This is a genomic window from Streptococcus constellatus subsp. constellatus (assembly GCF_023167545.1).
GTDB classification, from domain to species: domain Bacteria; phylum Bacillota; class Bacilli; order Lactobacillales; family Streptococcaceae; genus Streptococcus; species Streptococcus constellatus.
The window spans coordinates 637,369-661,768 of the sequence record NZ_AP014647.1; the positions used below are offsets into that span (position 1 = coordinate 637,369).

Consider the following 24,400-nt stretch of genomic DNA (forward strand, 5'->3'; position numbering starts at 1 on the left):
TGCCGTTAAGAAATGGAACTAACAAAAGAGCAGTTTCTTCATGATTTTAAGGACATTTTGCATGAAGAACAATTGATTAAAGTAGAAGATGCCACTTCGGCAGAACTGTTTCAAACCTTAGCACGTACAATTCGTAAATACATCACTCCTATGTGGTTGGAGCGACGAAACAAATTAGTAGAAGACAAGCAAAAAATTGCTTATTACTTTTCTATTGAATTTTTGCCTGGGCGAATGCTGGAAACCAATTTACTAAATCTTGGAATCCTCGATGTTGTCAAAGAAGGATTTGATGAATTAGGTATTGATTTTACAGCTGTCAAACAGGCTGAGTACGATATGGCGCTAGGGAATGGCGGTTTGGGTCGCTTAGCAGCAGCTTTTATGGATTCATTGGCAACCACAGGTTATCCTGGATTTGGTAATGGAATTCGCTATCGCTATGGATTATTCAAACAAAAAATTGTGGACGGTTACCAAGTCGAGTTGCCTGATGATTGGTTTGGTAGTCTCGGAAATGTTTGGGAAACACGTAAGGATCATGATGTTGTAGATGTTAAAATCTTTGGAAATGTCTATCTGCAAGCCAACAAAGAAGGGCGAATGCTTCCCATTTATGAAAATTCGCAAACTCTCCGTGCAGTACCTTACGATGTACCACAAATTGGTTTTGGAAATGACGTTGTCAACAATCTTCGTCTTTGGGATGTCGAAATTCCTGAAGAATATGAATTAGACTATCCAACGATTGAAGCGCGTCGCAAGGTACAGGATATTACAGCCATTCTTTACCCAGATGATTCAAGTTATGAAGGAAAAGAGCTACGCTTGATTCAAGAATATTTCATGACCAGTGCCGGTTTGCAGACCATTATCAAATCCTATCGGAAACAAGGTCTGCCTTTAGAGCAAATTCATGAAAAGGTATCGGTTCATATTAACGATACACACCCAGCAGTTGCACCAGCAGAATTTATGCGACTTCTGTTAGATGATTGTGGTCTTGAATGGGCAGACGCTTGGAATGCGACAGTTCAGACGATGAGCTATACCAATCATACCATCCTTTCAGAAGCCCTAGAAAGATGGGATGCGGAACTCTTTAAAAATGTTCTTCCTCGTGTTTATCAAATTATTCTTGAAATTGACAATCGTTATATTGCTGATATGGCTGCGCGTGGCATTGACCCACAAGTGATTGAACATACTCGGATTGTCAAAGATAATCAAATCCACATGGCACATTTGGCGATTATTGGCGGTCATTCGGTCAATGGAGTGGCCAAACTTCACACAGAACTTCTCAAAGAAGATACGTTGCGTGATTTTTATGCTATTTATCCTGAAAAATTCAATAATAAAACGAATGGCATCATTCAACGTCGCTGGTTGCAAATTGCAGATGAACCATTGTCAAATGAAATTGATCGTTTGATTGGTAAGGGCTGGCGGACGGATATTCATGAACTTCGTAGACTCTTAGACTACAAAGATGATTGGCAAGTTTTGAGTGAATTTTATAATGTTAAGCAGGAAGCTAAAGCACGTTTAGCAACTTTTATCAAAGAATCTACAGGAGTGGAAGTGTCAACGGAAGCTATCTTTGATGTGCAAGTGAAACGGCTTCACGCCTATAAGCGTCAATTGCTCAATTTGCTCCATATTCTTAAGCTATATTGGGATTTGAAAGATAATCCTGATAAAGATATGGTGCCGCGAGTTTTCATTTTTGGTGCTAAAGCAGCACCAGGTTATCATTTTGCAAAATCTGTTATTAAATTGATCAACGAAGTAGCAAATCTTGTGAATAATGATGAAAGTTTACAAGGCAAATTAAAAGTTGTTTTCCTTGAAAATTATCGTGTCAGTTTAGCTGAACTCATCATTCCAGCGGCAGATGTGTCAGAGCAAATTTCTCTTGCTTCCAAAGAGGCTTCAGGAACATCCAATATGAAATTCATGATGACAGGAGCCATTACACTGGCAACCCTTGACGGAGCTAATATTGAAATCAAAGATGAAGTTGGAGATGACAATATTGTGATTTTCGGTATGAACAAAAACGAAGTCTACGACCATTACGCACGTCATGATTATGATTCATGCGGTGTCTACGAAGACAATCCAGTCATTCGGCGTGTAGTTGATAGTTTCGTAAACGGAACCATTCCAAATGTCCGGAATGAAGGCGCTGAGATTTATGAAGCTTTGATTACACACAATGACGAATACTTCCTTCTAGAAGACTTTGCTTCGTACGTAGCCGCACAAGAAAAGATTGATCAACTCTATCGCGACAAAGAAAAATGGGCGCGTATGAGCCTTGTTAATATTGCAACGTCTGATAAATTCACATCAGATGATACGATTGAACAATACGCCAAAGAAATTTGGAACCTGAAAAAGGATTAAGCTAGGGGCTGGGACCTATCCAGCCTCTTTGTTGAAAAGTTAATTTATTTCATTTGATAGAGGAAGATTTTGTGAAGTATCAGATTTCAATAAATAAGAAAAGATTACTATTTTTTTATAAAGGTAGATTTATAGTGAAACAAACTTCGTATTTTCGCTATCTAGGTTTATCATTATTGCAGAAACACCTTGCTTTTTTGGAAAATGCAGTAAATCCTTATAAAACGTTTCCAAAAGACAAAAACATTTGACAAAAAGAATTTTTAGGACTAAACTAAGTAAGTAAATTTTAAACATAAAGGAGAATTCATCATGAATTTAACATTTTTTGGATTATGTCTTGCCTGTATGGGTGTTTCGCTCGCTGAAGGTTTTTTAATGGCAAATTTATTTAAATCAGCATCACGTCAACCAGAAATCATTGGTCAGTTGAGAACGCTCATGATCATGGGGATTGCCTTTATCGAAGGTACTTTCTTCGTAACACTTGCGATGTCATTCATCATTAAATAAGAAAAGAAAGTTATCCTTTAGAAAAGGGGGTGGAGTTCGTTGGAAGAAAGTATAAATCCAACTATCACTTTAGGTCCTGTGACTTTTGATTTGACTCTACTTGCTATGTCTCTTCTAACTGTATTTATCGTATTTGCCTTTGTTTATTGGGCTAGTCGGAAAATGACGCTGAAGCCTTCTGGCAAACAAAATGTCTTAGAATACCTCTATGATTTTGTTATTGGCTTTACAAAGGGAAATATTGGCGATAAATATATAAAGAATTATTCTCTATTTATCTTTTCCTTATTCCTTTTCGTTGCAGTAGCTAACAATCTTGGTTTGATGGCAAAAGTGCAGACAACCAATGGTTATAATTTGTGGACATCTCCAACGGCCAATCTTGCCTTTGACTTAGGATTTTCATTTTTGATTACCTTAATTTGTCATGTTGAAGGAATTCGCCGACGGGGAGTGAAAGCTTATCTCAAGGCATTTGCGACACCTGCTGGAATGACTCCAATGAATATTTTGGAAGAATTCACTAATTTTGCCTCTCTGGCTCTGCGTATCTATGGTAATATTTATGCGGGTGAAGTTCTGTCTGGTTTGTTGTTAACTTTATCACAACAAGCTGCTGGTTGGTATCCAATTGCTTTTGTCTTGAATCTTGTTTGGACTGCTTTTTCAGTCTTTATTTCATGTATTCAAGCATATGTATTTACCATGTTGACATCTATGTATCTAGGTAAGAAAATTAACAGTGAGGAATAGAAGGGAGATAAGAGATGAATATTACTTTAGGTAGTCTTATTGGGGATTTTATCCTTGTAGCAGGCTCATTTCTTCTGTTAATCATTTTAATCAAGAAATTTGCCTGGGAGAATATCACAAGTACTTTTGAGCAACGTGCTAAAAAGATTTCAGACGATATTGATGGTGCAGAATCAGCTCGTCAAAAAGCAGAAGATTTAGCGCAAAAAAGAGAAACAGAATTAGCAGGTAGTCGTCAGGAAGCGACAACCATTATTGAGAATGCTAAAGAAACTGCTGAGAAAAATAAGGCAGGAATCTTGGCAGATGCAGCTGATGAAGCTGGACGTTTAAAAGAGAAAGCAAATCAAGAAATTGCTCAAACCAAAGCAGAAGCCTTGAACAGTATTAAAGGTGATGTAGCTGATTTGACTGTAAATCTTGCTAGTAAAATTTTAGGCCAACAGTTGGATCAAGAAGCTCACAAAGAGTTGATTGACCTCTACATTGACAAGCTAGGAGATGCTTAATGGACAAAAAAAGATTTGCGGTAATTGAAAAATATACCACACCTTTTGTCCAGCTTGTGATTGAAAAAGGGCAACAAAAAGATGTCTTTGAACAGCTTCATCAAATGAAAGACATTTTGGATGATACAAACTTAGTTGCCTTTCTATCACACATTGGTGTTGATGATACAGAAAAAGAAAAAAGCCTTCGCTATTTTCAAGGATCTGATTCGCTTTTGATTGACAACTTCATTGAAGTTATTATTCACAATCATCGTGAAGATCTTTTTTATGATATTTTAGTAGAAAGTCTTCATCAGCTTGAAATGATTAGTAATGAATTTGAAGTGACGATTAAATCCATTCAGACTTTATCTGAGACTCAAAAATCCAAAATTATTCCAATTGTTGAGCGAAAATTTGGATTGCAAGTTCGTTCCTTAAAAGAAGAACTTGATGCGAGCCTTATTGGTGGCTTTATCATCACTGCTAATAATAAGACAATTGATGCAAGTATTAAACGTCAATTACAAACAGTAAAAGAAAAATTGAAATAGAAAGTGGTGTGAATTTTGGCGATTAACGCACAAGAAATCAGCGCTTTGATTAAGCAACAAATTGAAAATTTCCAGCCAAATTTTGACGTCACGGAAACAGGGGTCGTCACTTATATTGGTGATGGAATCGCACGTGCCCATGGTCTTGATAATGCCATGAGTGGTGAGTTGTTGATTTTTGAAAATGGCTCATATGGTATGGCACAAAACTTAGAATCAACAGATGTTGGGATTATCATTCTAGGTGATTTTACTGATATTCGCGAAGGTGATACAATCCGTCGTACTGGTAAAATCATGGAAGTACCTGTTGGAGATGCTTTGATTGGGCGGGTTGTTGATCCACTTGGTCGTCCGGTTGATGGACTTGGTGAAGTCAAGACAGACAAGACACGCCCAGTTGAAACGCCTGCTCCAGGAGTTATGCAACGGAAATCTGTATCAGAACCTCTTCAAACGGGGTTGAAAGCGATTGATGCTTTGGTACCAATTGGTCGTGGTCAACGGGAATTGATTATCGGAGATCGTCAAACTGGTAAAACAAGTATTGCAATTGATGCGATTTTGAACCAAAAGGGACAAGATATGATTTGTATCTACGTTGCTATTGGACAGAAAGAGTCAACGGTTCGTACGCAAGTAGAAACGCTTCGTCAGTATGGAGCGCTTGATTATACAATCGTTGTGACGGCGTCAGCCTCTCAACCGTCACCATTGCTGTTTTTGGCTCCTTATGCTGGTGTGGCAATGGCAGAAGAATTTATGTATAATGGTAAACACGTTTTGATTGTTTATGATGATTTATCCAAACAAGCGGTTGCCTATCGTGAACTGTCACTTTTACTTCGTCGTCCACCAGGTCGTGAAGCTTTCCCTGGAGATGTGTTCTATCTTCACAGCCGTCTTTTGGAACGGTCTGCAAAAGTTTCAGATGAACTAGGCGGTGGCTCTATCACAGCGTTGCCGTTTATTGAAACACAAGCAGGAGACATTTCAGCTTATATCGCAACTAATGTGATTTCCATTACAGACGGTCAAATCTTCTTGAGCGATAGTCTCTTTAATGGGGGGGTTCGACCAGCTATTGATGCCGGCTCATCTGTATCGCGTGTAGGTGGTTCTGCTCAGATAAAAGCTATGAAGAAGGTAGCTGGTACACTCCGTATTGACCTTGCTTCTTATCGTGAACTAGAAGCCTTTACCAAGTTTGGTAGTGATTTGGATGCTGCGACACAAGCAAAGTTAAACCGTGGTCGTCGGACAGTAGAAGTATTGAAACAGCCTGTTCATGAACCACTACCAGTTGAAAAACAAGTGGTTATCTTGTATGCATTGATACATGGCTTCTTGGATAGTGTACCTGTTGATGATATTCTTCGTTTTGAAGCAGAATTGTTTGATTACTTTGATGCTCATCATGAAGGCATCTATGAAACTATTCGTCGGACAAAAGATCTTCCAGAAGAAGCTGCTCTAGATGCTGCAATTACTGAATTTATCAATCAGTCGAGCTTCAAGTAAGAAGAGAGGTGTCAGATGGCAGTTTCATTAAATGATATAAAAAATAAAATTGCATCCACAAAAAACACCAGTCAAATCACGAATGCTATGCAGATGGTGTCTGCTGCAAAGTTGGGAAAATCTGAAGAAGCAGCCAAAAATTTTCAAATCTATGCTTCTAAGGTCAGAAAATTATTGACGGATTTACTTCATGGACATGAAGCTCAAAATTCCAAATACCATCCTATGCTTGTTAGTCGTCCGGTTAAGAAAACGGCTTATATCGTTATCACATCGGATCGTGGCTTGGTAGGTGGTTATAATGCGACCATTCTCAAATCCATGATGGAACTTTTTGCGGAATACCATGATAAAGATGATTTTGTCATTATTTCAATCGGAAGTATGGGTTCGGATTTCTTTCGTGCTCGTGGTCTTCAACCAATTTATGAACTGCGTGGTTTAGCAGATCAACCAAGCTTTGATGAAGTCCGTAAAATCATTAACAAAACGGTTGAAATGTATCAAAACGAATTATTTGATGAATTGTATGTTTGTTATAATCATCACGTCAATAGTTTAACAAGCCAAATGCGTGTTGAACAAATGCTTCCAATTGTGGATTTGGATCCAAATGAAGCAGATGAAGACTACGTTTTGAATTTGGAATTGGAATCAAGTCGTGATGTCATTTTGGATCAATTGTTGCCTCAATTTGCTGAGAGTATGATTTATGGTGCAATTATTGATGCGAAAACTGCTGAAAATGCAGCAGGAATGACCGCCATGCAGACAGCAACAGATAACGCAAAGAAAGTTATCAGTGATTTAACGATTCAGTATAACCGTGCTAGACAAGCTGCTATCACGCAAGAAATTACTGAAATTGTGGCGGGTGCAAGTGCACTAGAATAGTGTCACATAAAATAAATAGATAGAGGAGAAAAGAATGAGCTCAGGCAAAATTGCTCAGGTTATCGGACCAGTCGTTGATGTCGCGTTTGCAGCTGGTGATAAATTACCTGAGATAAATAATGCACTTGTAGTCTATAAAAATGACGAAAATAAATCAAAAATCGTCCTTGAAGTAGCTCTTGAGCTTGGTGATGGAGTGGTTCGAACTATTGCCATGGAATCCACTGATGGGTTGACTCGTGGCATGGAAGTTCTAGATACTGGTCGACCAATTTCTGTTCCAGTTGGGAAAGAAACACTTGGTCGTGTCTTTAACGTTTTAGGCGATACCATTGATTTGGAGGCTCCATTTGGTGAAGATGCAGAACGTCAACCAATCCATAAAAAAGCTCCAACTTTTGATGAGTTATCTACTTCATCAGAAATCTTAGAAACAGGAATAAAGGTTATTGACCTTTTAGCCCCCTACCTCAAAGGTGGGAAAGTCGGCCTCTTCGGTGGTGCTGGCGTTGGGAAAACTGTCTTGATTCAAGAGTTGATTCATAATATCGCCCAAGAACACGGCGGGATTTCAGTCTTTACTGGTGTTGGGGAACGAACTCGTGAAGGGAATGACCTGTACTGGGAAATGAAAGAATCTGGTGTTATCGAAAAGACAGCTATGGTCTTTGGGCAAATGAATGAACCGCCTGGAGCACGTATGCGTGTAGCTTTGACTGGGTTAACGATTGCAGAGTATTTCCGTGATGTGGAAGGTCAAGATGTTCTTTTATTCATTGACAATATCTTCCGTTTCACTCAGGCAGGTTCTGAAGTGTCAGCCCTTCTTGGTCGTATGCCATCAGCTGTGGGTTACCAACCAACCTTGGCTACTGAAATGGGGCAATTACAAGAACGTATTACATCAACGAAAAAAGGTTCTGTTACCTCAATTCAGGCTATCTATGTGCCAGCTGATGACTATACTGACCCTGCGCCAGCTACAGCTTTTGCTCATTTAGATTCAACAACTAACCTTGAACGAAAATTGGTACAATTAGGTATTTATCCAGCAGTAGATCCGCTTGCTTCTAGCTCACGTGCGCTTGCTCCTGAAATTGTCGGTGAAGAGCATTATGCTGTTGCAGCAGAAGTAAAACGCGTCCTTCAACGTTACCATGAATTGCAAGATATTATTGCTATTTTGGGTATGGATGAATTGTCAGACGAAGAAAAGACCTTGGTTGCTCGTGCACGTCGGATTCAGTTCTTCTTATCACAAAACTTTAATGTGGCGGAACAATTCACCGGTCAACCAGGCTCTTATGTGCCAGTTGCTGATACGGTTCGTGGCTTTAAAGAAATTCTTGAAGGTAAATATGATCATCTTCCTGAAGATGCCTTTCGCGGCGTTGGTTCTATTGAAGATGTGGTTGCTAAAGCTGAAAAAATGGGATTCTAAGAGGTGACTTATGGCTCAAATGACAGTACAAATCGTTACACCTGATGGTCTGGTTTTTGATCATCATGCAACGTTTGTTTCCGTTAAAACTCTTGATGGAGAAATGGGGATTTTGCCGCATCATGAAAACATGATTGCTGTTTTGGCTGTCGATGAGGTCAAAGTGAAGCGGATTGATGAAGAAGATCATGTCAATTGGATTGCGGTGAATGGTGGAATTGTCGAAGTTGCTGATAATTTGATTACCATCGTTGCAGACTCTGCTGAACGCGCTCGTGATATTGACATCAGTCGTGCTGAAAGAGCAAAATTGCGTGCCGAGCGTGCCATTGAAGAAGCACAGGAAAAGCATTTAATTGACCAAGAACGTCGTGCCAGAATTGCCCTTCAACGTGCCATTAATCGAATTAACGTTGGAACAAGATTATAATACGAAAAGGCCAATTGGCCTTTTTATAATGGCTTTTTTGCTATCAGTACCTGATTTGTGTCTGATAGTTTGCTCTCATCTATTTTTTTGGTATAATGGGGATATGATTCAGTTAATTTTTACGCTTAGTAGCCACATGATTTTTATTTTTCTTTCATTTCACTTGCTTTCTACTGTTGTGAATTGGGAAAGACTATTAAAGGTGAATGCTGACAATGCTCTTAAGATTCGATTTCTAATTTTATTGCTTAGTATTGCGTTAGGGTTTTTGCTCAGTTCTTTCTTCCTTAATCTCTATACATTGGGACGAGATATGTTTAATAGTAATTTATAGGATAAGAAAAGAAATATAATAGGTGTTTTGGAGAAATATGGATAAAATTATTATACAAGGCAGTTCGAATCCATTAGTCGGTTCGGTTAAAATTGAAGGTGCCAAAAATGCTGTTTTGCCTTTGCTTGCAGCAACTATTCTAGCGACGACAGGGAAAACAACTCTAACCAATGTTCCGGTTCTATCTGATGTATTTACGATGAACAATGTGGTTCGTGGATTGAATACAAAAGTGATTTTTGAACAAGAAGAGAACAGGATTACGGTGGATGCTACACAGCCGTTGAGCGAAGAAGCTCCTTATAAATATGTGAGTAAAATGCGTGCTTCTATCGTGGTATTAGGTTCGATTTTGGCAAGAAATGGTTATGCCAAAGTTTCTATGCCTGGTGGCTGTACGATTGGAAGTCGTCCTATTGACCTTCATTTGAAAGGATTGGAGGCAATGGGAGCTGAAATTAAGCAGACGGCTGGATTTATTGAGGCCAAAGCTAACCGATTGCATGGAGCTCATATTTACATGGATTTTCCAAGTGTGGGTGCAACGCAAAATATCATGATGGCAGCAACTTTAGCGGATGGTGTAACTGTGATTGAAAATGCAGCGCGCGAACCGGAGATTGTTGATTTAGCTGTTTTATTGAACAAAATGGGGGCGAAAGTTCGTGGTGCTGGTACAGAAACATTAACCATTACTGGAGTTGAGGAGCTGATGGGGACAAGCCACAGTGTAGTACAAGACCGCATTGAAGCCGGGACTTTTATGGTAGCCGCTGCTATGACTGGCGGTAATGTCCTTGTGCAAGATGCTATTTGGGAGCATAATCGTCCACTTATTGCGAAATTGCTAGAAATGGGTGTGTCTGTTACGGAGGAAGATGAGGGTATCCGTGTTCAATCTGACATTTTTAAATTAAGAGCAGTCAATGTCAAAACTCTTCCTCATCCTGGTTTCCCAACAGATATGCAGGCACAATTTACAGCTTTGATGACGGTTGCTAAGGGCGAATCCACTATGATTGAGACTGTTTTTGAGAATCGTTTCCAACATCTGGAAGAAATGCGTCGAATGGGTTTACACTCGGAAATTATGCGAGATACAGCTCGTATCGTTGGTGGTCAAGCTTTGCAAGGAGCTGAAGTGATGTCAACGGACTTGCGTGCGAGTGCCGCGCTAATTTTGACAGGTTTGGTTGCAGATGGGGAAACAAAAGTAGGTCAACTAACTCATTTGGATAGAGGTTATTATCAATTTCATAAAAAACTGGCTAATTTGGGTGCAAATATTAAGCGAGTGAAGGAAGAAGACGATGAATAATAATTTGAAATATGTTAAAAAACAAGTCGGAATTGTTTTGGCCGTCTTATTGTTTGGTTTGATTTTGTTTGCACTTGGCTTGGTTGTTGGCTATGGTGGAAAAAATCCATGGGATATTCTATCTCCAGACAAGTGGCAGGAGATTGTCAGCAAATTTACAGGACGATAGTATTTATTGAAAGAAGGTTGAGAGTTGCTCAGCCTCCTATTTTATTTTAAGAAAGGAGAAAAATGTCGCAGAGAAAATCCAATCAAAAAGTAATGCAGAGTGTTATTGGAGGGATTATTGCACTTAGTTTAGCTCTTGGTGCTTATTATTTTCGAGCAAATAATAATGGTACAGTTCATCAAGATAGTTCTGCCATTAACAAAAGTCTCGAGCAACATCATGCGGGTCCTAGTAAAGATCTGGCTCAAAGTGTATTGACAGGTAATGTGCGTTCACAATTTAAAGGGAAAATCGAGTGGAATGGCGCAGGGGCTTTTATTGTCAATGAGAATAAAAATGATTTAGATGCTAAAGTGGGAAGTATTCCTTATGCGGATAATAAGACAAAATTGGTCAGAGGTCGAACTGTTCCAACGGTAGCAAATGCTCTTTTGTCCAAAGCTACTCGTCAGTATAGGAATCGTGAAGAAACAGGTAATGGTTCAACAACTTGGACACCTGCTGGCTGGCATCAGGTGAAGCATTTATCGGGTGAATATCATCATGCAGTTGACCGTGGACATCTGCTAGGTTATGCCTTGATTGGTAACTTGAAAGGCTTTGATGCTTCGACTAGCAATCCTAAAAATATTGCGGTGCAAACGGCTTGGGCGAATCAAGCAAATGCTAGCCATTCTACAGGTCAAAATTTTTATGAAACGAAAGTACGTAAAGCTCTTGATAAAAATAAACGAGTTCGGTATCGAGTGACCTTGATTTACGCAAGTGAGCAGGATTTAGTACCGGTTGGTTCACATATTGAAGCCAAGTCTAGCGACGGTAGTTTGGAAATAAATGTCTTTGTGCCAAACGTACAGACAGGAATTCGATTAAATTATCAGACAGGAGAAGTGACGGTCACCAACTAAATTTGGAGTTAATAGCCCATATGCTTTTGCATTTTTATCATCTTTTTGTTATACTGTTTTTGCATAGGCGTGCTTTGGCACGCTCTATTTTGTCTAAAAAGTGTATAAGTGCTTTTTTATTGCGGATTATTTTATGATGTAGGGAGGAGAAACATGAAGTATATTTGGTCTTATTTGAAAAAATATCCCAAATGGTTGCTATTGGATTTCTTTGGTGCTGTCTTCTTTGTTGTGGTGAATCTCGGTTTACCGACTGTTTTAGCACGGATGATTGATGAAGGGATTAACCAAGAAGACAGCAACCGTTTGTATTATTGGGCGCTTGTGATGCTTATTGTGATCTTGTTGGGAATTTTGGGGCGGATCGTGCTTTCTTATGCAGCTGGTAAGTTGACAACGAGTATGGTGCGTGATATGCGTAATGACATCTACGACAAATTGCAAGAGTATTCCCATCATGAATACGAGCAGATTGGTGTTTCATCCTTAGTGACACGGATTACCAGTGATGCTTTTGTTTTGATGCAGTTCGCAGAACAATCCCTAAAAATGGGTGTCATCACACCAATGATGATGATGTCTAGTGTGATGATGATTTTTTTCACTAGTCCTTCCTTGGCTTGGATTGTTGCAATTTCTGTTCCTTTCCTCGGCATTGTCGTTTGGTATATAGCAGTCAAGACTCGTCCTTTATCAGAAAAACAACAAAAAACTTTAGATAAAATCAATCAATACGCACGTGAGAATTTAATGGGGCTGCGCGTTATTCGTGCTTTTGCTCGAGAAGAATTTCAAGAAGAGCGTTTTGCTTCACAAAATGACATTTATGCGAATAATTCGAATCGTCTGTTCAAGTTAACTGGTTTGACAGAACCTCTTTTTGTTCAAATTATCATCGCGATGATTGTTGCCATTGTCTGCTTTGCTTTAAAACCACTAGGTACAGGAGACTTGCAAATTGGAGATTTGGTTGCTTTTATCGAATACAGTTTTCATGCATTGCTGTCATTTCTGTTGCTGTCTAGCTTGTTTACTATGTATCCTAGAACTGCTGTTTCGAGTGAACGGTTAAAAGAAGTAATGGAAATGCCCATTTCGATCAATCCAAACGAAGATGGTGTGACTGAGACAGACAGTCATGGTTATTTAGAGTTTGACAATGTTACCTTTGCATATCCTGGTGAAACAGAGAGTCCAGTCTTGCATAATATTTCCTTCAAAGCAAAACCTGGTGAAACAATTGCCTTTATTGGTTCAACAGGTTCAGGGAAATCATCTCTGGTGCAGTTAATTCCACGCTTCTATGATGTAACTTTAGGAAAAATTTTAGTGGATGGGGTAGATGTGCGCTCCTATAATCTAAAAGTATTGCGGCAGAAGATAGGCTTCATTCCACAAAAGGCTTTGCTGTTTACGGGAACAATCGCAGAAAATCTGCGGTATGGGAAAGAACATGCCAGTTATGAAGAATTGACACAAGCGGCAGATGTAGCACAAGCTAGAGATTTTATCGAAAGTAAGGAAGAACGCTTTGAAACCCATTTAGCTGAAGGGGGAAGCAATCTCTCAGGTGGGCAAAAGCAACGCCTTTCTATCGCACGTGCTGTCGTGAAAGAACCAGATATTTATATCTTTGATGATTCATTTTCTGCGTTGGACTATAAGACCGATGCCATTCTTCGAAGTCGACTCAAAGAAGTTACGCAAAATGCTACTGTATTGATTGTAGCACAACGCGTGGGAACCATAATGGATGCAGATCAGATTATTGTTCTGGATAAGGGAGAAATCGTCGGGCGCGGAACACATGAAGAATTGTTGCGACAAAACGATATCTATCGCGAAATTGCTAATTCTCAGCTTAATAGTCAGTCACTAACAGAAGAATAGGAGGGAAAGATGAAACAACATAGTTTTATGCGTTTGTGGAGTTACTTAAAAGTTTATAAACTCTCAGTAATCCTTGCTATCTTTTTGAAGGTGGTGAGTATTGTGATGAGCGTGCTGGAACCTTTTGTACTTGGTCTTGCTATTACAGAATTGACACGAAATGTGCTGGACATAGCAAAAGGAGTCGAAGGCGCCAGTATAAACACAACATATGTCTTTGGGGTAATGGCACTTTACCTTTTGCGTGGTTTGTTCTATGAAATTGGGGCTTACTATTCTAATTATTTTATGACCAATGCAGTGCAAAATACAGTACGTGACATGCGCAATGAGTTGAGTTCTAAAATTAATCAAATTCCAGTTTCTTACTTTGATAAGCATCAATTTGGAGATTTGCTAGGACGCTTTACCAGTGATGTAGAGACTGTTTCAAATGCGCTTCAACAATCATTCTTACAAGTTGTAAATGCGGTTTTGACCATTACTTTAGTTATCGGAATGGTCTTGTATCTTAATTTTCAACTGGCTTTGATAGTGATTGCTAGCATTCCATTGACCTATTTTGGGGCGACCTTTATTTTGAAAAAATCACAACCATATTTTAAAAAGCAAGCAGATACGCTAGGTGTCATGAATGGATTTGTTCAAGAAAATCTAACTGGTTTTAATGTGCTGAAACTCTATGGTCGTGAAGAAACATCTTCAGACGATTTTCGAGAAATCACGCAAAACCTCCAAGAAGTCGGGTTCAAAGCTAGTTTTATTTCTGGCTTGATGATGCCAATTTTGAACGCAATTTCAGATTTGACTTATCTGCTTGTAGCAGTTGTTGGTGGTTTGCAAGTCATTTCTGGACAATTAACAATTGGGAACATGCAAGCTTTTGTACAATATGTATGGCAAGTAAACCAACCAATTCAAAATTTAACGCAGTTAGCTGGGCAATTACAAAGTGCTAAGTCTTCGCTGGATCGTATTTTCCAAGTCTTAGATGAACCAGACGAAGTAACGGATATAAAAGAGCAATTAGAACATGATTTGACAGGACAGGTTAGTTTTCAACATGTTGATTTTCAATATGTTGAAAGCAAACCGCTCATTCACGACTTCAATTTGGAGGTAAAGCCGGGTGAAATGGTAGCAATTGTCGGTCCGACCGGTGCTGGAAAGACCACCCTCATCAATCTACTCATGCGCTTTTACGATGTAACAGCAGGTTCAATTTCTGTTGATGGTCACGATATTCGTAACTTATCGCGCCAAGATTACCGCAAGCAATTTGGCATGGTCTTGCAAGACGCTTGGCTCTATGAAGGAACAGTAAAGGATAACTTGCGTTTTGGAAATCTGAGTGCAACAGATGAGGAAATTGTGGACGCTGCCAAAGCTGCTAATGTAGATCATTTCATTCGGACACTTCCGGGTGGCTATAATATGGAAATGAATCAAGAGTCTAGCAATATCTCACTGGGGCAAAAACAATTATTGACCATTGCGCGCGCACTATTGGCAAATCCCAAAATCTTAATTTTGGATGAAGCAACCTCGTCGGTTGATACGCGCCTAGAGCTCTTGATTCAAAAAGCGATGAAGAACCTCATGCAAGGACGGACAAGCTTTGTCATTGCTCACCGCTTATCGACAATTCAAGAAGCTGATAAAATTTTAGTCCTTAAAGACGGACAAATTATTGAACAAGGAACTCATGAATCACTTCTAGCTGATAGAGGCTTCTATTATGATTTATATACGAGCCAATTTGCTAAGAAAGAAGCTTAGTAAGTAAGAGAATAGACAAAGCCTCTCAAAGTAATGAAAACACGACCTCAGTCTAGACTAGCAGTTAGCTAATTTGGACGAGTTCGTGTTTTTTATTTTTGATCGTACTAAGATTGAAAGGTAATCATTCTGTATCGCGACTATTTTTCACAACATCTTTGAGGAGAAAGTCTATTTCTTCGATCAGTTTGGGAGATGTAGGGAATAGGTTTCGTTTTGCATGTCAGCTAGGCTGATAACAAGAACGGATTTTATACATAGTTGTCCTAGCTAATAGCAAGCATTCATTTTAGTTTGCCTGTTATCCTCGTTGATGGTTTTAATCGTGGCTTGTGAATGGCTCCATTAAGGCAAATAGCTGCAAAGATTACATTATCGAAAGAGATTAATCAACCAAATAATGAAATAAAATCCAAGAAAAATAGCGTGCCATTTCCAATAGAGTACAATCAGTCCGATTGTTTCGCGAATCCAAGCTGATGGGAGAAAATAAAGAGCAGTCCTAGATCCGATGCTTCGCCCTTTTAAGCCAAGTTTTCGCATGTAAATACCAGCTCGCAAAGAGTGGAAAGAATTGGTGATGACCAAGCAATAGTAATTTTCCTTACTTTTTTCGTCTAAAATAGTTTTGCTAAACTGCAAATTTTCTAAGGTATTGGTTGACTGCCGTTCAATTATAATATCCTCTTGTGGAATACCTACTTGCCTTAAATATTGCGCCATTGCTTCTGCTTCTGCTATTGGTTCATCGACACCTTGTCCTCCAGAAACGACAATTTTGGGATGGTTATGAAATTTTTCATACATCGTCTTCCCCTTTTCGAGTCGTTGAGCGAGAAGAGGTGGTATTCGGTCACCAATCAATCCTGAGCCTAAGATGATAAGATAGTCCGGACGTTTTATGACGGGGAATATATTATAAACAAAACCGTAAAGGATATAGGACGCATAAAGATAGCTACCATAAATTAGAAGTCCATTTGTAAGAGATAGAATCTTATGAAGAAAGATAAAATGAGGGAAGAAAAAAGTAAGCACTAGGGAAAGAGCAATGGTGATACCATAAAAGAGGGAGAGGAGATTAGCTATATGCCTACCTTCATAGATCATCATCTGCCGGCCATTAAAAATGAGATAACTAGATGAAGCTATGACACTCAATGGAATGAAAAAGGCTAGGATGAGTAAAATAAGCATTGTTAGATTTCTATTGGCAAGTTGCTCAATATGGACTACAAAACGACCAGAAATAATTAGGGCGAATAAAATAAGAATGATACTAAAGAAATATGCATGGAAGAGTCGCCTTGGCTCTATATAAAATAAAATGAAAAAAAGCAGAGCAGGAAGAAACCAAACAAGATGCAATACCATATCTAGATAACAAACCTTTCAAACAAATTCCATTTTAGTATAGCATAAAAGTTCTTATAAAAAGTAGATTTCAAAAACAATGGGCGCAAAAAATTGAAATTTTTAGTAAAAGTGTGGTATAATGTTTTCATGTCTTGGGGTCGTTACGGATTCGACAGGCATTATGAGGCACATTTTGCGACTCATCAAGCGGATGTAAAGCGCCAGTTAAATATAACTGCAAAAAATAATAATTCTTACGCTTTAGCTGCCTAAAAAACAGCCAGCGTGACCAGATTCGGATCGCTCGTGTTCGATGACAGGTCTTAATAATAGCGAGATACGATTAAGTCTTGTCTAGGGACTTGATAAGAGATTAATAGACTCGCTTGGCTTTGGCTTGAGTTATGTGTCAAAGCGAAGTTAAATCCAATACATAACCTATGGTTGTAGACAAATGTGTTGGCAGGTGTTTGGACGTGGGTTCGATTCCCACCGGCTCCATTTATAAACGTGGAAGATTACTCAAGAGGTTTAAGAGGCTGTGTTGGAAACGCAGTAGGCGTGTAAAAGCGTGCGTGGGTTCGAATCCCATGTCTTCCGTTTTGGTACAAAACGCTCATTGGTGGCGTTTTTTTACTAGAAGATAAAATGAGTGAGAAACGAATTCACTCATTTATTTTTTGAAAAATATTGAAATTTTTCTGAAAAGTAGTAGACTGTTACTAGAAAGTTTGGAGGTTTCTTGTGAAATTATATGTACAATTGATGATTATTTTTTCGATTTCTTTGATAGGAGAAGGGATTTCCTATCTTTTTCATTTGCCGATTCCAGGAAGTATTATCGGTTTAATTTTTCTTTTTTTGGCTTTGCAATTTAAGATTTTAAGATTGCGGCATGTGAGCATGGTGGGAAACTTTTTATTAGCCAATATGACGATTCTATTTTTGCCGCCGGCTGTAGGAATTATGGATAAATTTCATGTCATTGCTCCTTATTTATTGCCGATTGTTTTGATTATTGTCGGAGCGATTGTCATTAATGTGATTGTCATTGCTGTGGTTGTTCATTTGATTAAAAATCGCTTTGAAGGCGACTACGGAGAAGGAGAAACAAGAAATGTCTAATTTGTGGGGTAATCCCTTATTTGGTTTGGCTTTATCGATCTTTGCTTATTTAGTAGGAATGCTGATATTTCGCAGATTTCCTCATCCATTGACAACTCCTTTGTTGCTCGCCACCATATTTGTTATTGTATTTTTAAAATTGACAGGAATTTCCTACAAGAATTACTATGTTGGTGGGGCCTATTTAAATAATCTCATTGTGCCATCAACGGTTGCGTTAGGAATTCCTTTGTATAAAACATTTCATCTCATGAAACACCACGCCAGAAGCATTTTGCTTGGTACTTTTGTAGCAGTAGTGGTTAATACCAGTTTTACAGCTTTGGTCGCAAAGGCTTTTGGAATGGATTTTTTCTTAGCCATTTCACTCTTTCCAAAATCAGTCACAACAGCTATGGCGGTTGGAATTACGGATAAAATGCAAGGGCTAACGACAGTGACTTTGGTGGTCGTAGTAGCAACAGGAATCTTGACAAGTGTGATAGGTCCGACTGTTTTAAGAATTTTAAAAATCAAAGATCCAGTTGCAGTGGGTTTAGCTCTTGGAGGAACGGGTCACGCTGTTGGCACTGGAACAGCCTTTAAATACGGACAAGTTGCAGGAGCTATGGCTGGTTTGGCTATTGGAGTGACAGGGATTATGTATGTCATTGTCAGTCCGATTGTCGCAAGTATTATTTTGAAATAGAAAGAGTTAGAACGACTTGTCATTTTTAATAGATAAATTGCAAAAAAAAGTGCAACAAATCTAAAATTCATCCATAAGAGCCTCAAATGCTGTTTTGTAACCTAAGCATTTTCTTGGACGGTGATTTATAGCAAGTAAAGCATTTACTAACGATTCATCAGTAATGTCGGTTAGATTAGTCCTCTTAGGAAAATATTCTCTAAGCAATCCATTTGAATTTTCATTACTTCCTCTTTGCCAAGATGAATAAGCGTCCGCAAAGTAAAAGTCTATTCCTAAAGCTTCCACTTGAGGATAACAAGCAAATTCTTTTCCTCTGTCTGATGTAAATGTTTTTAAAAAGTTCTTAGGAAAAATCTTCTGAAGTGTTTCTATGACTGAAAACATTGACCTAGCTGATCGGTCAGGTATTTTAAATGCCAGATAAAAACGTGTTTTTCGCTCTACAAATGTAGCCAAGCATCCTTTGCTTTTCCCTCTGGAAGAAACCATGGTATCTAATTCCCAATGACCGAAACTTTGCCTCCTCTTCACTTCTTTAGGTCGTTTGGAAATAGGTTTACCAATAATGAATTTCCCTCTCGTCTCATGGGGTTCACGTATTTTACCTTTTCGTCTTAACGTCTCTACACTCACTTCGAGTTGGCCATTATATATCCAATTATAAATCGTTTTAAACGATACGATTGGCTTATTTTCGTACTGATAACGCCCATGAATCTGCTCGGGTGACCAGGATGCTTTTAAATGACGTTCTATATCTTTCTTCATCAGTGAAGTACATGCAGTTTTCCTTCCCTTAAGTCTAGATAATTCCTCATATTGCCTTTGTGCTTCTTCGGCAGAATATTTATTTGGACACCGTTTGATTTCTCGGCTAATTGATGAACGGTGAAAACCTAACTTAGTTGCAATATAGGACTGATTAAAACCTGCTTCAAGATATGCTTCTATCTTTAGCCGATCAATTATGGTAATATGTAAGTAGCTCATAGGATCTCCTCGTGTCTGTTTGTGTGCTTACTTACAGTTTACACGATTTGAGAACCTATGGGTTTTTTGTTGCACTATATTTTACAATTTATCAATAGAATAAAAAATCTTGTACTAAAAAACTTTTCTGCCCTATTTCCTAAAAAACATGGTATAATAGGGAGTAAAAACTTTTTGATAGAAAGACAGTTATGGATTTAAAAGATTATATTGCAACCATTGAAAATTATCCACAAGAAGGAATTTTATTTCGTGATATTAGCCCATTGATGGCAGATGGGAATGCATACAGCTATGCCATTCGAGAAATTGTTCAATATGCTACAGACAAGAAAATTGACATGATTGTTGGTCCAGAAGCGCGTGGTTTTATTGTTGGATGTCCAGTAGCTTATGAGCTTGGTGTTGGTTTTGCTCCAGTACGTAAGCCTGGGAAATTACCCCGTGAGGTTATCTCAGCTAGTTATGAAAAAGAGTACGGTATAGATACCTTAACAATGCATGCAGACTCCATCAAATCTGGACAACGTGTACTGATTGTTGACGACCTCCTTGCAACGGGCGGAACGGTTAAGGCAACGATTGAGATGGTTGAACGACTAGGTGGTATCGTTGCAGGCTGTGCTTTCCTTATTGAATTAGATGAGCTTAAAGGTCGCGAAGCAATTGGCGACTACGATTATAAGGTTCTCATGCACTATTAAGATATAAGTGAAAGCCAGATCCTCTTTAAGCGAAAATGTCATTTAAAATTAAGAAATTATTAACTGTTGACATTTTAAGATCTGAGAATATCTTGATTTTGAATTTAATGCCGCAAAAAATAGTGACGGAAACGCAGTTGTTGCGCTAGATCCCCATCCCAGAAAATTATTTCAACTCTATGTTTGCGATGGAATCTAGCTGAGGCACTGTTCTTCAACAATTGTATCAACTATGCTGTTTACCAAGAAACGCCATTTGACTGGAAAAATGCAGCTAATGTCGCTTTCTTGTTTGCTTATTTATAAGAGGTGTTATGACTTATTTATCAGCGTATAAGACGGGCAATTTAGTATTGCCAACAGAGCTTCTTTTTCATTTTCATGAGATATTTGATAATAGTGACGACTTTTTGGTTTGGCAGTTTTTCTATTTACAAAATACAACGTCATTAGAAGAGATTTCTCCTAATCGGATTGCGGAAAGTATTGGGAAGTCAGTCACAGAGGTCAATCGTTCTATGTCAAATTTGACAGAAAAAGGGTTGTTGCAGTACAAAACGATTGTACTTAATGGTGAGATTGAGGCTGTTTTTGATGCACTGCCAGCACTTGAACGATTGGATGAAATTGTAGAAAGTCACTCAACGGTCGTACAGCCTATTTCTCAAAATAATTTAAAAGACTTGGTTGAGACTTTCCAAAGAGAATTAGGTCGTCTCTTGACACCATTTGAAATAGAAGATTTAACAAAAACAATTCAAGATGATAAGACCAGCCCGGAACTTGTCACAGCTGCTCTTCGAGAAGCTGTTTTTAACGGCAAAGCAAATTGGAAGTATATCCAAGCCATCTTACGAAATTGGCGTCGTGAAGGTATTACAACAGTAAGCCAAGTCGAAGCGAAGCGAGAGGAACGTGAAACGACCAATCCGCAAAATATCACCGTTTCAGATGATTTTTTGAATGCTATGGATTTGTGGCGTGATTAAGATGTCGAAGTTTATTTTTCATGAAAAATTGAGCATGAAATAAGTAATAGTAAAAAAATGATAATGAAGGCTCTATAATTTCTGTAGTGATAAAATCCACTTCAGAGATGATAGGGCTCATTTTTGATGCTGATTTACCCAAAGTTGAGTCTCTAGCCAATGATTGAAATAGTAGGAGAATATAGAAAACTGAGTATAAAAATGCCAATGCCTAATCATTTGGATAAGAGAAATTTTTCAGAAAAATATTTAGTTATTCCTTCTAAAAGCATTTTAGATTTTTCCATTAAAACTAAAAAATGCAAGCGTTTTAAATAAAAATCAGAAAAAGGATTGCTAAAAATGAAAAGGTAGTATAGAATGGAATTATTGAGAAATAATATATTAAAAGGAGTCGTTATATGAACTACAAAGAAGTTTATGAACAATGGCTAAACAATGATTTCTTCGATGAAGAAACGAAAGCTGATTTGCTGTCTATTCAGGATGATGAAGCTGAGATCGAAGATCGATTCTACAAGGGTCTTGAGTTTGGGACCGCTGGTCTTCGTGGGAAATTGGGTGCTGGTACCAACCGTATGAATAAATACATGGTAGGAAAAGCAGCCCAGGCATTGGCTGAAACCTTGAAAGACCATGGTGAAGAAGCGATTAAAAGAGGTGTTGCAATCAGCTATGATGTCAGATATAAATCAAAAGAATTTGCTGAGTTGACCTGCTCTATCATGGCTGCTCACGGCATCAAAACCTATATTTACAATGGGATTCATCCTACGCCAATGTGCTCATATGCGATTAGAAAATTGCACTGTAAGGCTGGCGTGATGGTGACAGCTAGTCATAATCCACAAGAATACAATGGCTATAAAGCATATTGGGAAGAAGGGTCACAAATTTTGGATGACATTGCAGGCCAAATTGCAGGTCACATGGATGAAATTGTCAACTTTGAAGACATCAAATCTATTCCTTTTGAAGAAGCCTTGGAAAGTGGTCTTGCAAATTATATTGATGCATCTGTCGAAGAAGATTACTACAAAGAAGTTCTTAACTTGACCATCAATGAAGATGTTGATAAATCTATCAAAGTTGGCTATACGCCTTTGAATGGTACAGGAAACATTCCGGTTAGAGAAATTTTAAAAAGAAGAGGTTTTGAAAATATCTATGTCGTGAAGGAACAAGAATTTCCTGATCCAGATTTTACAACAGTTGGTTATCCCAATCCAGAATTTCCCAAAGCATTTGCCTATTCTGAAAAACTTGGAAAAGAAAATGATTGTGATATTTTGATTGCCAATGACCCAGACTGCGATCGTGTTGCGCTGGAAGTAAGAAATGCAAACGGTGATTATGTCTTTTTAAATGGAAATAAGATTGGTGCTTTGCTTTCTTATTATATTTTCTCACAACGTTCTGCTCTCAATAATTTACCTGAAAATCCTGTCATGGTGAAATCTATTGTTACAGGTGATTTATCTAGAGCGATTGCGAAGAAATATGGTATTGAAACAGTAGAAACCCTGACTGGATTTAAAAATATTTGTGGCAAAGCCAACGAGTATGATCGTACTAAAGAAAAAACGTATGTTTTCGGTTACGAAGAAAGTATTGGTTTCTGTTATGGAACATTTGTTAGAGATAAAGATGCTGTCAGTGCTTCTATGATGATCGTGGAGATGGCTGCTTACTTTAAGAAACAGGATAAGACTCTGTTAGATGTTTTAAATGATATCTATGCAGAATTTGGTTTCTATAATGAAAGACAAGTTTCTCTTGAGTTAGAAGGTGTAGAAGGTCAAGAGAGAATCGCTCGTATGATGGAAGAATTTAGAGAACATCCTTTGACAACAGTTGGAGCAATGGAACTTGAAAAAGTGATTGACTTTAAAGATAGCTATCTTGATTTTCCAAAACAAAACTGCTTGAAATATTACTTTAAAGATGGTTCATGGTATGCACTCAGACCGTCAGGGACCGAACCTAAAATTAAACTATACATCTATTCAATTGGTAAAGACGAAAAGGAAAGTGTTGAAAAACTCGATCTCATCGAAAAGGCTTGCCGAGAAAAAATGGATAGCGTGAAATAAGTGCATAAAAAAACTTGAAGTTCTCTTTTGAGAACCTCAAGTTTTTTTGCGTTTTAAAGACTAGTCGAATGTTTTGGTTGTACTTTTTGTTCTGGATAGATATAATTCATAGCATTGTTGATGGCTGTAGGAGCTTCCCCAAGACCAGTTGCAATCAAATCAATTTTACCATCATAGCTGCAACAATCTCCAGCAGCATAGATCCCTACAACAGAAGTTTCTTGTTTGCTGTTCACAATAATCTTATGACGATTAAGCTCCAATCCCCAGTTTTTTAAGTTCCCAACAGATGATTTAAAGCCATAATTGACGAAAAGTTGATCCAGCGGAAGAAGGTCCTTTTCATCACTCTTTACTTTAGTGATTTCAAGATGAGTAAGTTTGTTTCCTTCGCCGATAAGCTTATTTGGTACAAATGGTGTTTTGATTGTTACATTTGAAGTTTTTAATTCATTCACACTATGTTCTAAAGCTCGGAAGGTGTCTCGACGATGGATGATATGTGTCGGAGCGATTTTATCAAAAGCAAGTGCCCAATCCACTGCAGAATCACCACCTCCTAGAACCACAATGTTTTGTCCAGCGTATTGATTGATATTTGATACGTGATAGTGAATGTTTTCAAATTGGTCTACATTTTCTAGTTCAAGCGGACGTGGTTTAAAGGCACCACCTCCCATAGCAATCAAAATGGCTTTTGAGATATGTTTCCCTTTGCTAGTTGTTAAGGTAAATAATTCATCGTTTTTTTCAATATCTAATACAGTCTCATCAAGGTGAATGCTTGTTTCAAACGCTTTCAATTGCTCAATTAAACGTTCAGTCAGTTCTTCACCAGTTAAATCAGTAAAACCAGGAACATCCAGAATTTTCTTTTCAGGATAGAGAATGGCGGGCTGTCCACCGAGCTGAGGAAGTGAATCAATCACATTCACCTTTGCTTGACGCATGTGTGCATAAAAAGCAGCAAAAAGTCCCACGGGACCTCCACCAATGATCGTAATATCAAAAATTTCAGACATGATTTCTCCTTAAAATGATAACG

General features: G+C 38.3%; 23 protein-coding genes, 1 tRNA gene, 1 other RNA gene and 2 pseudogenes. 24 read left to right on the top strand and 3 right to left on the bottom strand.

Going from position 1 to position 24,400, the window contains the following annotated elements:
* The first annotated feature begins 12 nt into the window (after window positions 1-12).
* From SCSC_RS03140 to SCSC_RS03210, 15 genes are all read left to right on the top strand, one after another.
* Window positions 13-2,412, top strand: a complete 2,400-nt coding sequence (locus SCSC_RS03140) for a glycogen/starch/alpha-glucan phosphorylase (protein WP_006269941.1) — start codon at window positions 13-15, stop codon at window positions 2,410-2,412.
* 312 nt (window positions 2,413-2,724) lie between these two features.
* Window positions 2,725-2,925 carry a F0F1 ATP synthase subunit C gene (locus SCSC_RS03145; protein ID WP_003025282.1) on the top strand — a complete coding sequence of 67 codons (201 nt, stop codon included), beginning with the start codon at window positions 2,725-2,727 and terminating at the stop codon, window positions 2,923-2,925.
* Between the two features lie 39 nt (window positions 2,926-2,964).
* Complete coding sequence (gene atpB, locus SCSC_RS03150; RefSeq protein ID WP_003025280.1) at window positions 2,965-3,678, top strand: F0F1 ATP synthase subunit A; 714 nt, start codon at window positions 2,965-2,967, stop codon at window positions 3,676-3,678.
* A 14-nt stretch (window positions 3,679-3,692) separates the two neighbouring features.
* The gene (gene atpF / locus SCSC_RS03155; RefSeq protein WP_006269919.1) at window positions 3,693-4,187 is read left to right on the top strand and encodes a F0F1 ATP synthase subunit B; all 495 of its coding nucleotides are present in this window, start codon (window positions 3,693-3,695) and stop codon (window positions 4,185-4,187) included.
* Window positions 4,187-4,723 (top strand): F0F1 ATP synthase subunit delta, encoded by a 537-nt coding sequence (locus tag SCSC_RS03160; protein ID WP_006269909.1) that lies wholly within the window; start codon window positions 4,187-4,189, stop codon window positions 4,721-4,723. Before atpF ends, SCSC_RS03160 begins: the two co-directional genes overlap by 1 nt.
* Window positions 4,724-4,738: 15 nt before the next feature.
* Entirely contained in the window at window positions 4,739-6,244 is a 1,506-nt protein-coding gene (gene atpA, locus SCSC_RS03165; protein WP_006269924.1) for a F0F1 ATP synthase subunit alpha, read from the top strand.
* A 15-nt stretch (window positions 6,245-6,259) separates the two neighbouring features.
* Entirely contained in the window at window positions 6,260-7,138 is an 879-nt protein-coding gene (locus SCSC_RS03170) for a F0F1 ATP synthase subunit gamma (protein ID WP_003069751.1), read from the top strand.
* A 34-nt stretch (window positions 7,139-7,172) separates the two neighbouring features.
* Complete coding sequence (gene atpD / locus SCSC_RS03175) at window positions 7,173-8,579, top strand: F0F1 ATP synthase subunit beta (protein ID WP_003030503.1); 1,407 nt, start codon at window positions 7,173-7,175, stop codon at window positions 8,577-8,579.
* A 10-nt stretch (window positions 8,580-8,589) separates the two neighbouring features.
* A complete protein-coding gene (locus SCSC_RS03180; RefSeq protein ID WP_003069748.1) occupies window positions 8,590-9,009 on the top strand; it encodes a F0F1 ATP synthase subunit epsilon in 420 nt (139 codons plus the stop codon).
* 103 nt (window positions 9,010-9,112) lie between these two features.
* Window positions 9,113-9,343, top strand: coding sequence for a DUF1146 family protein (locus SCSC_RS03185; RefSeq protein ID WP_080572555.1), 231 nt, complete (start codon window positions 9,113-9,115; stop codon window positions 9,341-9,343).
* Window positions 9,344-9,380: 37 nt separating this feature from the next.
* The gene (murA, locus tag SCSC_RS03190) at window positions 9,381-10,661 is read left to right on the top strand and encodes a UDP-N-acetylglucosamine 1-carboxyvinyltransferase (protein ID WP_006269932.1); all 1,281 of its coding nucleotides are present in this window, start codon (window positions 9,381-9,383) and stop codon (window positions 10,659-10,661) included.
* Window positions 10,654-10,830, top strand: coding sequence for a DNA-directed RNA polymerase subunit beta (locus SCSC_RS03195; protein WP_003072163.1), 177 nt, complete (start codon window positions 10,654-10,656; stop codon window positions 10,828-10,830). Before murA ends, SCSC_RS03195 begins: the two co-directional genes overlap by 8 nt.
* Window positions 10,831-10,892: 62 nt before the next feature.
* Complete coding sequence (locus SCSC_RS03200; protein ID WP_003072166.1) at window positions 10,893-11,738, top strand: DNA/RNA non-specific endonuclease; 846 nt, start codon at window positions 10,893-10,895, stop codon at window positions 11,736-11,738.
* A 153-nt stretch (window positions 11,739-11,891) separates the two neighbouring features.
* Entirely contained in the window at window positions 11,892-13,628 is a 1,737-nt protein-coding gene (locus SCSC_RS03205; RefSeq protein WP_006269922.1) for an ABC transporter ATP-binding protein, read from the top strand.
* 9 nt (window positions 13,629-13,637) lie between these two features.
* A complete protein-coding gene (locus tag SCSC_RS03210) occupies window positions 13,638-15,407 on the top strand; it encodes an ABC transporter ATP-binding protein (protein WP_006269913.1) in 1,770 nt (589 codons plus the stop codon).
* 372 nt (window positions 15,408-15,779) lie between these two features.
* Here the strand turns inward: SCSC_RS03210 and SCSC_RS03215 are convergent, their stop codons facing one another.
* Window positions 15,780-16,781, bottom strand: a complete 1,002-nt coding sequence (locus tag SCSC_RS03215) for a YdcF family protein (protein ID WP_006269915.1) — start codon at window positions 16,779-16,781, stop codon at window positions 15,780-15,782.
* 136 nt (window positions 16,782-16,917) lie between these two features.
* Here SCSC_RS03215 and ssrA point away from each other — a divergent pair.
* The 4 genes from ssrA (at window position 16,918) to SCSC_RS03235 (ending at window position 18,576) form a co-directional block, all read left to right on the top strand.
* Window positions 16,918-17,267: a transfer-messenger RNA gene (gene ssrA, locus SCSC_RS03220) on the top strand.
* Window positions 17,268-17,275: 8 nt separating this feature from the next.
* Window positions 17,276-17,363 (top strand) — tRNA-Ser (locus SCSC_RS03225).
* Between the two features lie 144 nt (window positions 17,364-17,507).
* Window positions 17,508-17,888, top strand: coding sequence for a CidA/LrgA family protein (locus SCSC_RS03230; RefSeq protein ID WP_003069732.1), 381 nt, complete (start codon window positions 17,508-17,510; stop codon window positions 17,886-17,888).
* On the top strand, window positions 17,881-18,576 hold the full coding sequence (locus SCSC_RS03235; protein ID WP_003040138.1) for an LrgB family protein: 696 nt from the start codon (window positions 17,881-17,883) through the stop codon (window positions 18,574-18,576). Before SCSC_RS03230 ends, SCSC_RS03235 begins: the two co-directional genes overlap by 8 nt.
* Window positions 18,577-18,636: 60 nt before the next feature.
* Here SCSC_RS03235 and SCSC_RS03240 read toward each other — a convergent pair whose 3' ends face one another.
* The gene (locus SCSC_RS03240) at window positions 18,637-19,569 is read right to left on the bottom strand and encodes an IS30 family transposase (RefSeq protein WP_006270177.1); all 933 of its coding nucleotides are present in this window, start codon (window positions 19,567-19,569) and stop codon (window positions 18,637-18,639) included.
* Window positions 19,570-19,760: 191 nt separating this feature from the next.
* Between SCSC_RS03240 and SCSC_RS03245 the strand changes: the two genes are divergently transcribed.
* From SCSC_RS03245 to SCSC_RS03260, 5 genes and pseudogenes are all read left to right on the top strand, one after another.
* Window positions 19,761-20,273 (top strand): adenine phosphoribosyltransferase, encoded by a 513-nt coding sequence (locus SCSC_RS03245; protein ID WP_006267445.1) that lies wholly within the window; start codon window positions 19,761-19,763, stop codon window positions 20,271-20,273.
* Window positions 20,274-20,308: 35 nt separating this feature from the next.
* Window positions 20,309-20,419 (top strand): annotated as a pseudogene (locus SCSC_RS09500) (homoserine O-succinyltransferase); the annotation flags it as partial.
* Window positions 20,420-20,444: 25 nt separating this feature from the next.
* Window positions 20,445-20,579: pseudogene (locus SCSC_RS03250) on the top strand (homoserine O-succinyltransferase); the annotation flags it as partial.
* An 8-nt stretch (window positions 20,580-20,587) separates the two neighbouring features.
* Entirely contained in the window at window positions 20,588-21,262 is a 675-nt protein-coding gene (locus SCSC_RS03255) for a DnaD domain-containing protein (protein WP_006270564.1), read from the top strand.
* Window positions 21,263-21,663: 401 nt separating this feature from the next.
* Window positions 21,664-23,355, top strand: coding sequence for a phospho-sugar mutase (locus SCSC_RS03260; RefSeq protein ID WP_006270560.1), 1,692 nt, complete (start codon window positions 21,664-21,666; stop codon window positions 23,353-23,355).
* A 53-nt stretch (window positions 23,356-23,408) separates the two neighbouring features.
* On the opposite strand, the gene SCSC_RS03265 is transcribed toward SCSC_RS03260, so the two are convergent.
* On the bottom strand, window positions 23,409-24,377 hold the full coding sequence (locus SCSC_RS03265) for an NAD(P)/FAD-dependent oxidoreductase (protein ID WP_006270530.1): 969 nt from the start codon (window positions 24,375-24,377) through the stop codon (window positions 23,409-23,411).
* Window positions 24,378-24,400: the final 23 nt, after the last annotated feature.

Coding starts and splice junctions, on each gene's coding strand:
- SCSC_RS03260 (WP_006270560.1), top strand. CDS start 21,664: ATGAACTACAAAGAAGTTTATGAACAATGGCTAAACAATGATTTCTTC.
- SCSC_RS03215 (WP_006269915.1), bottom strand. CDS start 16,781: ATGGTATTGCATCTTGTTTGGTTTCTTCCTGCTCTGCTTTTTTTCATT.
- SCSC_RS03185 (WP_080572555.1), top strand. CDS start 9,113: ATGATTCAGTTAATTTTTACGCTTAGTAGCCACATGATTTTTATTTTT.
- atpD (WP_003030503.1), top strand. CDS start 7,173: ATGAGCTCAGGCAAAATTGCTCAGGTTATCGGACCAGTCGTTGATGTC.
- SCSC_RS03205 (WP_006269922.1), top strand. CDS start 11,892: ATGAAGTATATTTGGTCTTATTTGAAAAAATATCCCAAATGGTTGCTA.
- SCSC_RS03210 (WP_006269913.1), top strand. CDS start 13,638: ATGAAACAACATAGTTTTATGCGTTTGTGGAGTTACTTAAAAGTTTAT.
- atpF (WP_006269919.1), top strand. CDS start 3,693: ATGAATATTACTTTAGGTAGTCTTATTGGGGATTTTATCCTTGTAGCA.
- SCSC_RS03265 (WP_006270530.1), bottom strand. CDS start 24,377: ATGTCTGAAATTTTTGATATTACGATCATTGGTGGAGGTCCCGTGGGA.
- SCSC_RS03140 (WP_006269941.1), top strand. CDS start 13: ATGGAACTAACAAAAGAGCAGTTTCTTCATGATTTTAAGGACATTTTG.
- SCSC_RS03145 (WP_003025282.1), top strand. CDS start 2,725: ATGAATTTAACATTTTTTGGATTATGTCTTGCCTGTATGGGTGTTTCG.
- SCSC_RS03170 (WP_003069751.1), top strand. CDS start 6,260: ATGGCAGTTTCATTAAATGATATAAAAAATAAAATTGCATCCACAAAA.
- SCSC_RS03200 (WP_003072166.1), top strand. CDS start 10,893: ATGTCGCAGAGAAAATCCAATCAAAAAGTAATGCAGAGTGTTATTGGA.
- murA (WP_006269932.1), top strand. CDS start 9,381: ATGGATAAAATTATTATACAAGGCAGTTCGAATCCATTAGTCGGTTCG.
- SCSC_RS03245 (WP_006267445.1), top strand. CDS start 19,761: ATGGATTTAAAAGATTATATTGCAACCATTGAAAATTATCCACAAGAA.
- SCSC_RS03240 (WP_006270177.1), bottom strand. CDS start 19,569: ATGAGCTACTTACATATTACCATAATTGATCGGCTAAAGATAGAAGCA.
- SCSC_RS03195 (WP_003072163.1), top strand. CDS start 10,654: ATGAATAATAATTTGAAATATGTTAAAAAACAAGTCGGAATTGTTTTG.
- SCSC_RS03160 (WP_006269909.1), top strand. CDS start 4,187: ATGGACAAAAAAAGATTTGCGGTAATTGAAAAATATACCACACCTTTT.
- SCSC_RS03255 (WP_006270564.1), top strand. CDS start 20,588: ATGACTTATTTATCAGCGTATAAGACGGGCAATTTAGTATTGCCAACA.
- SCSC_RS03235 (WP_003040138.1), top strand. CDS start 17,881: ATGTCTAATTTGTGGGGTAATCCCTTATTTGGTTTGGCTTTATCGATC.
- SCSC_RS03180 (WP_003069748.1), top strand. CDS start 8,590: ATGGCTCAAATGACAGTACAAATCGTTACACCTGATGGTCTGGTTTTT.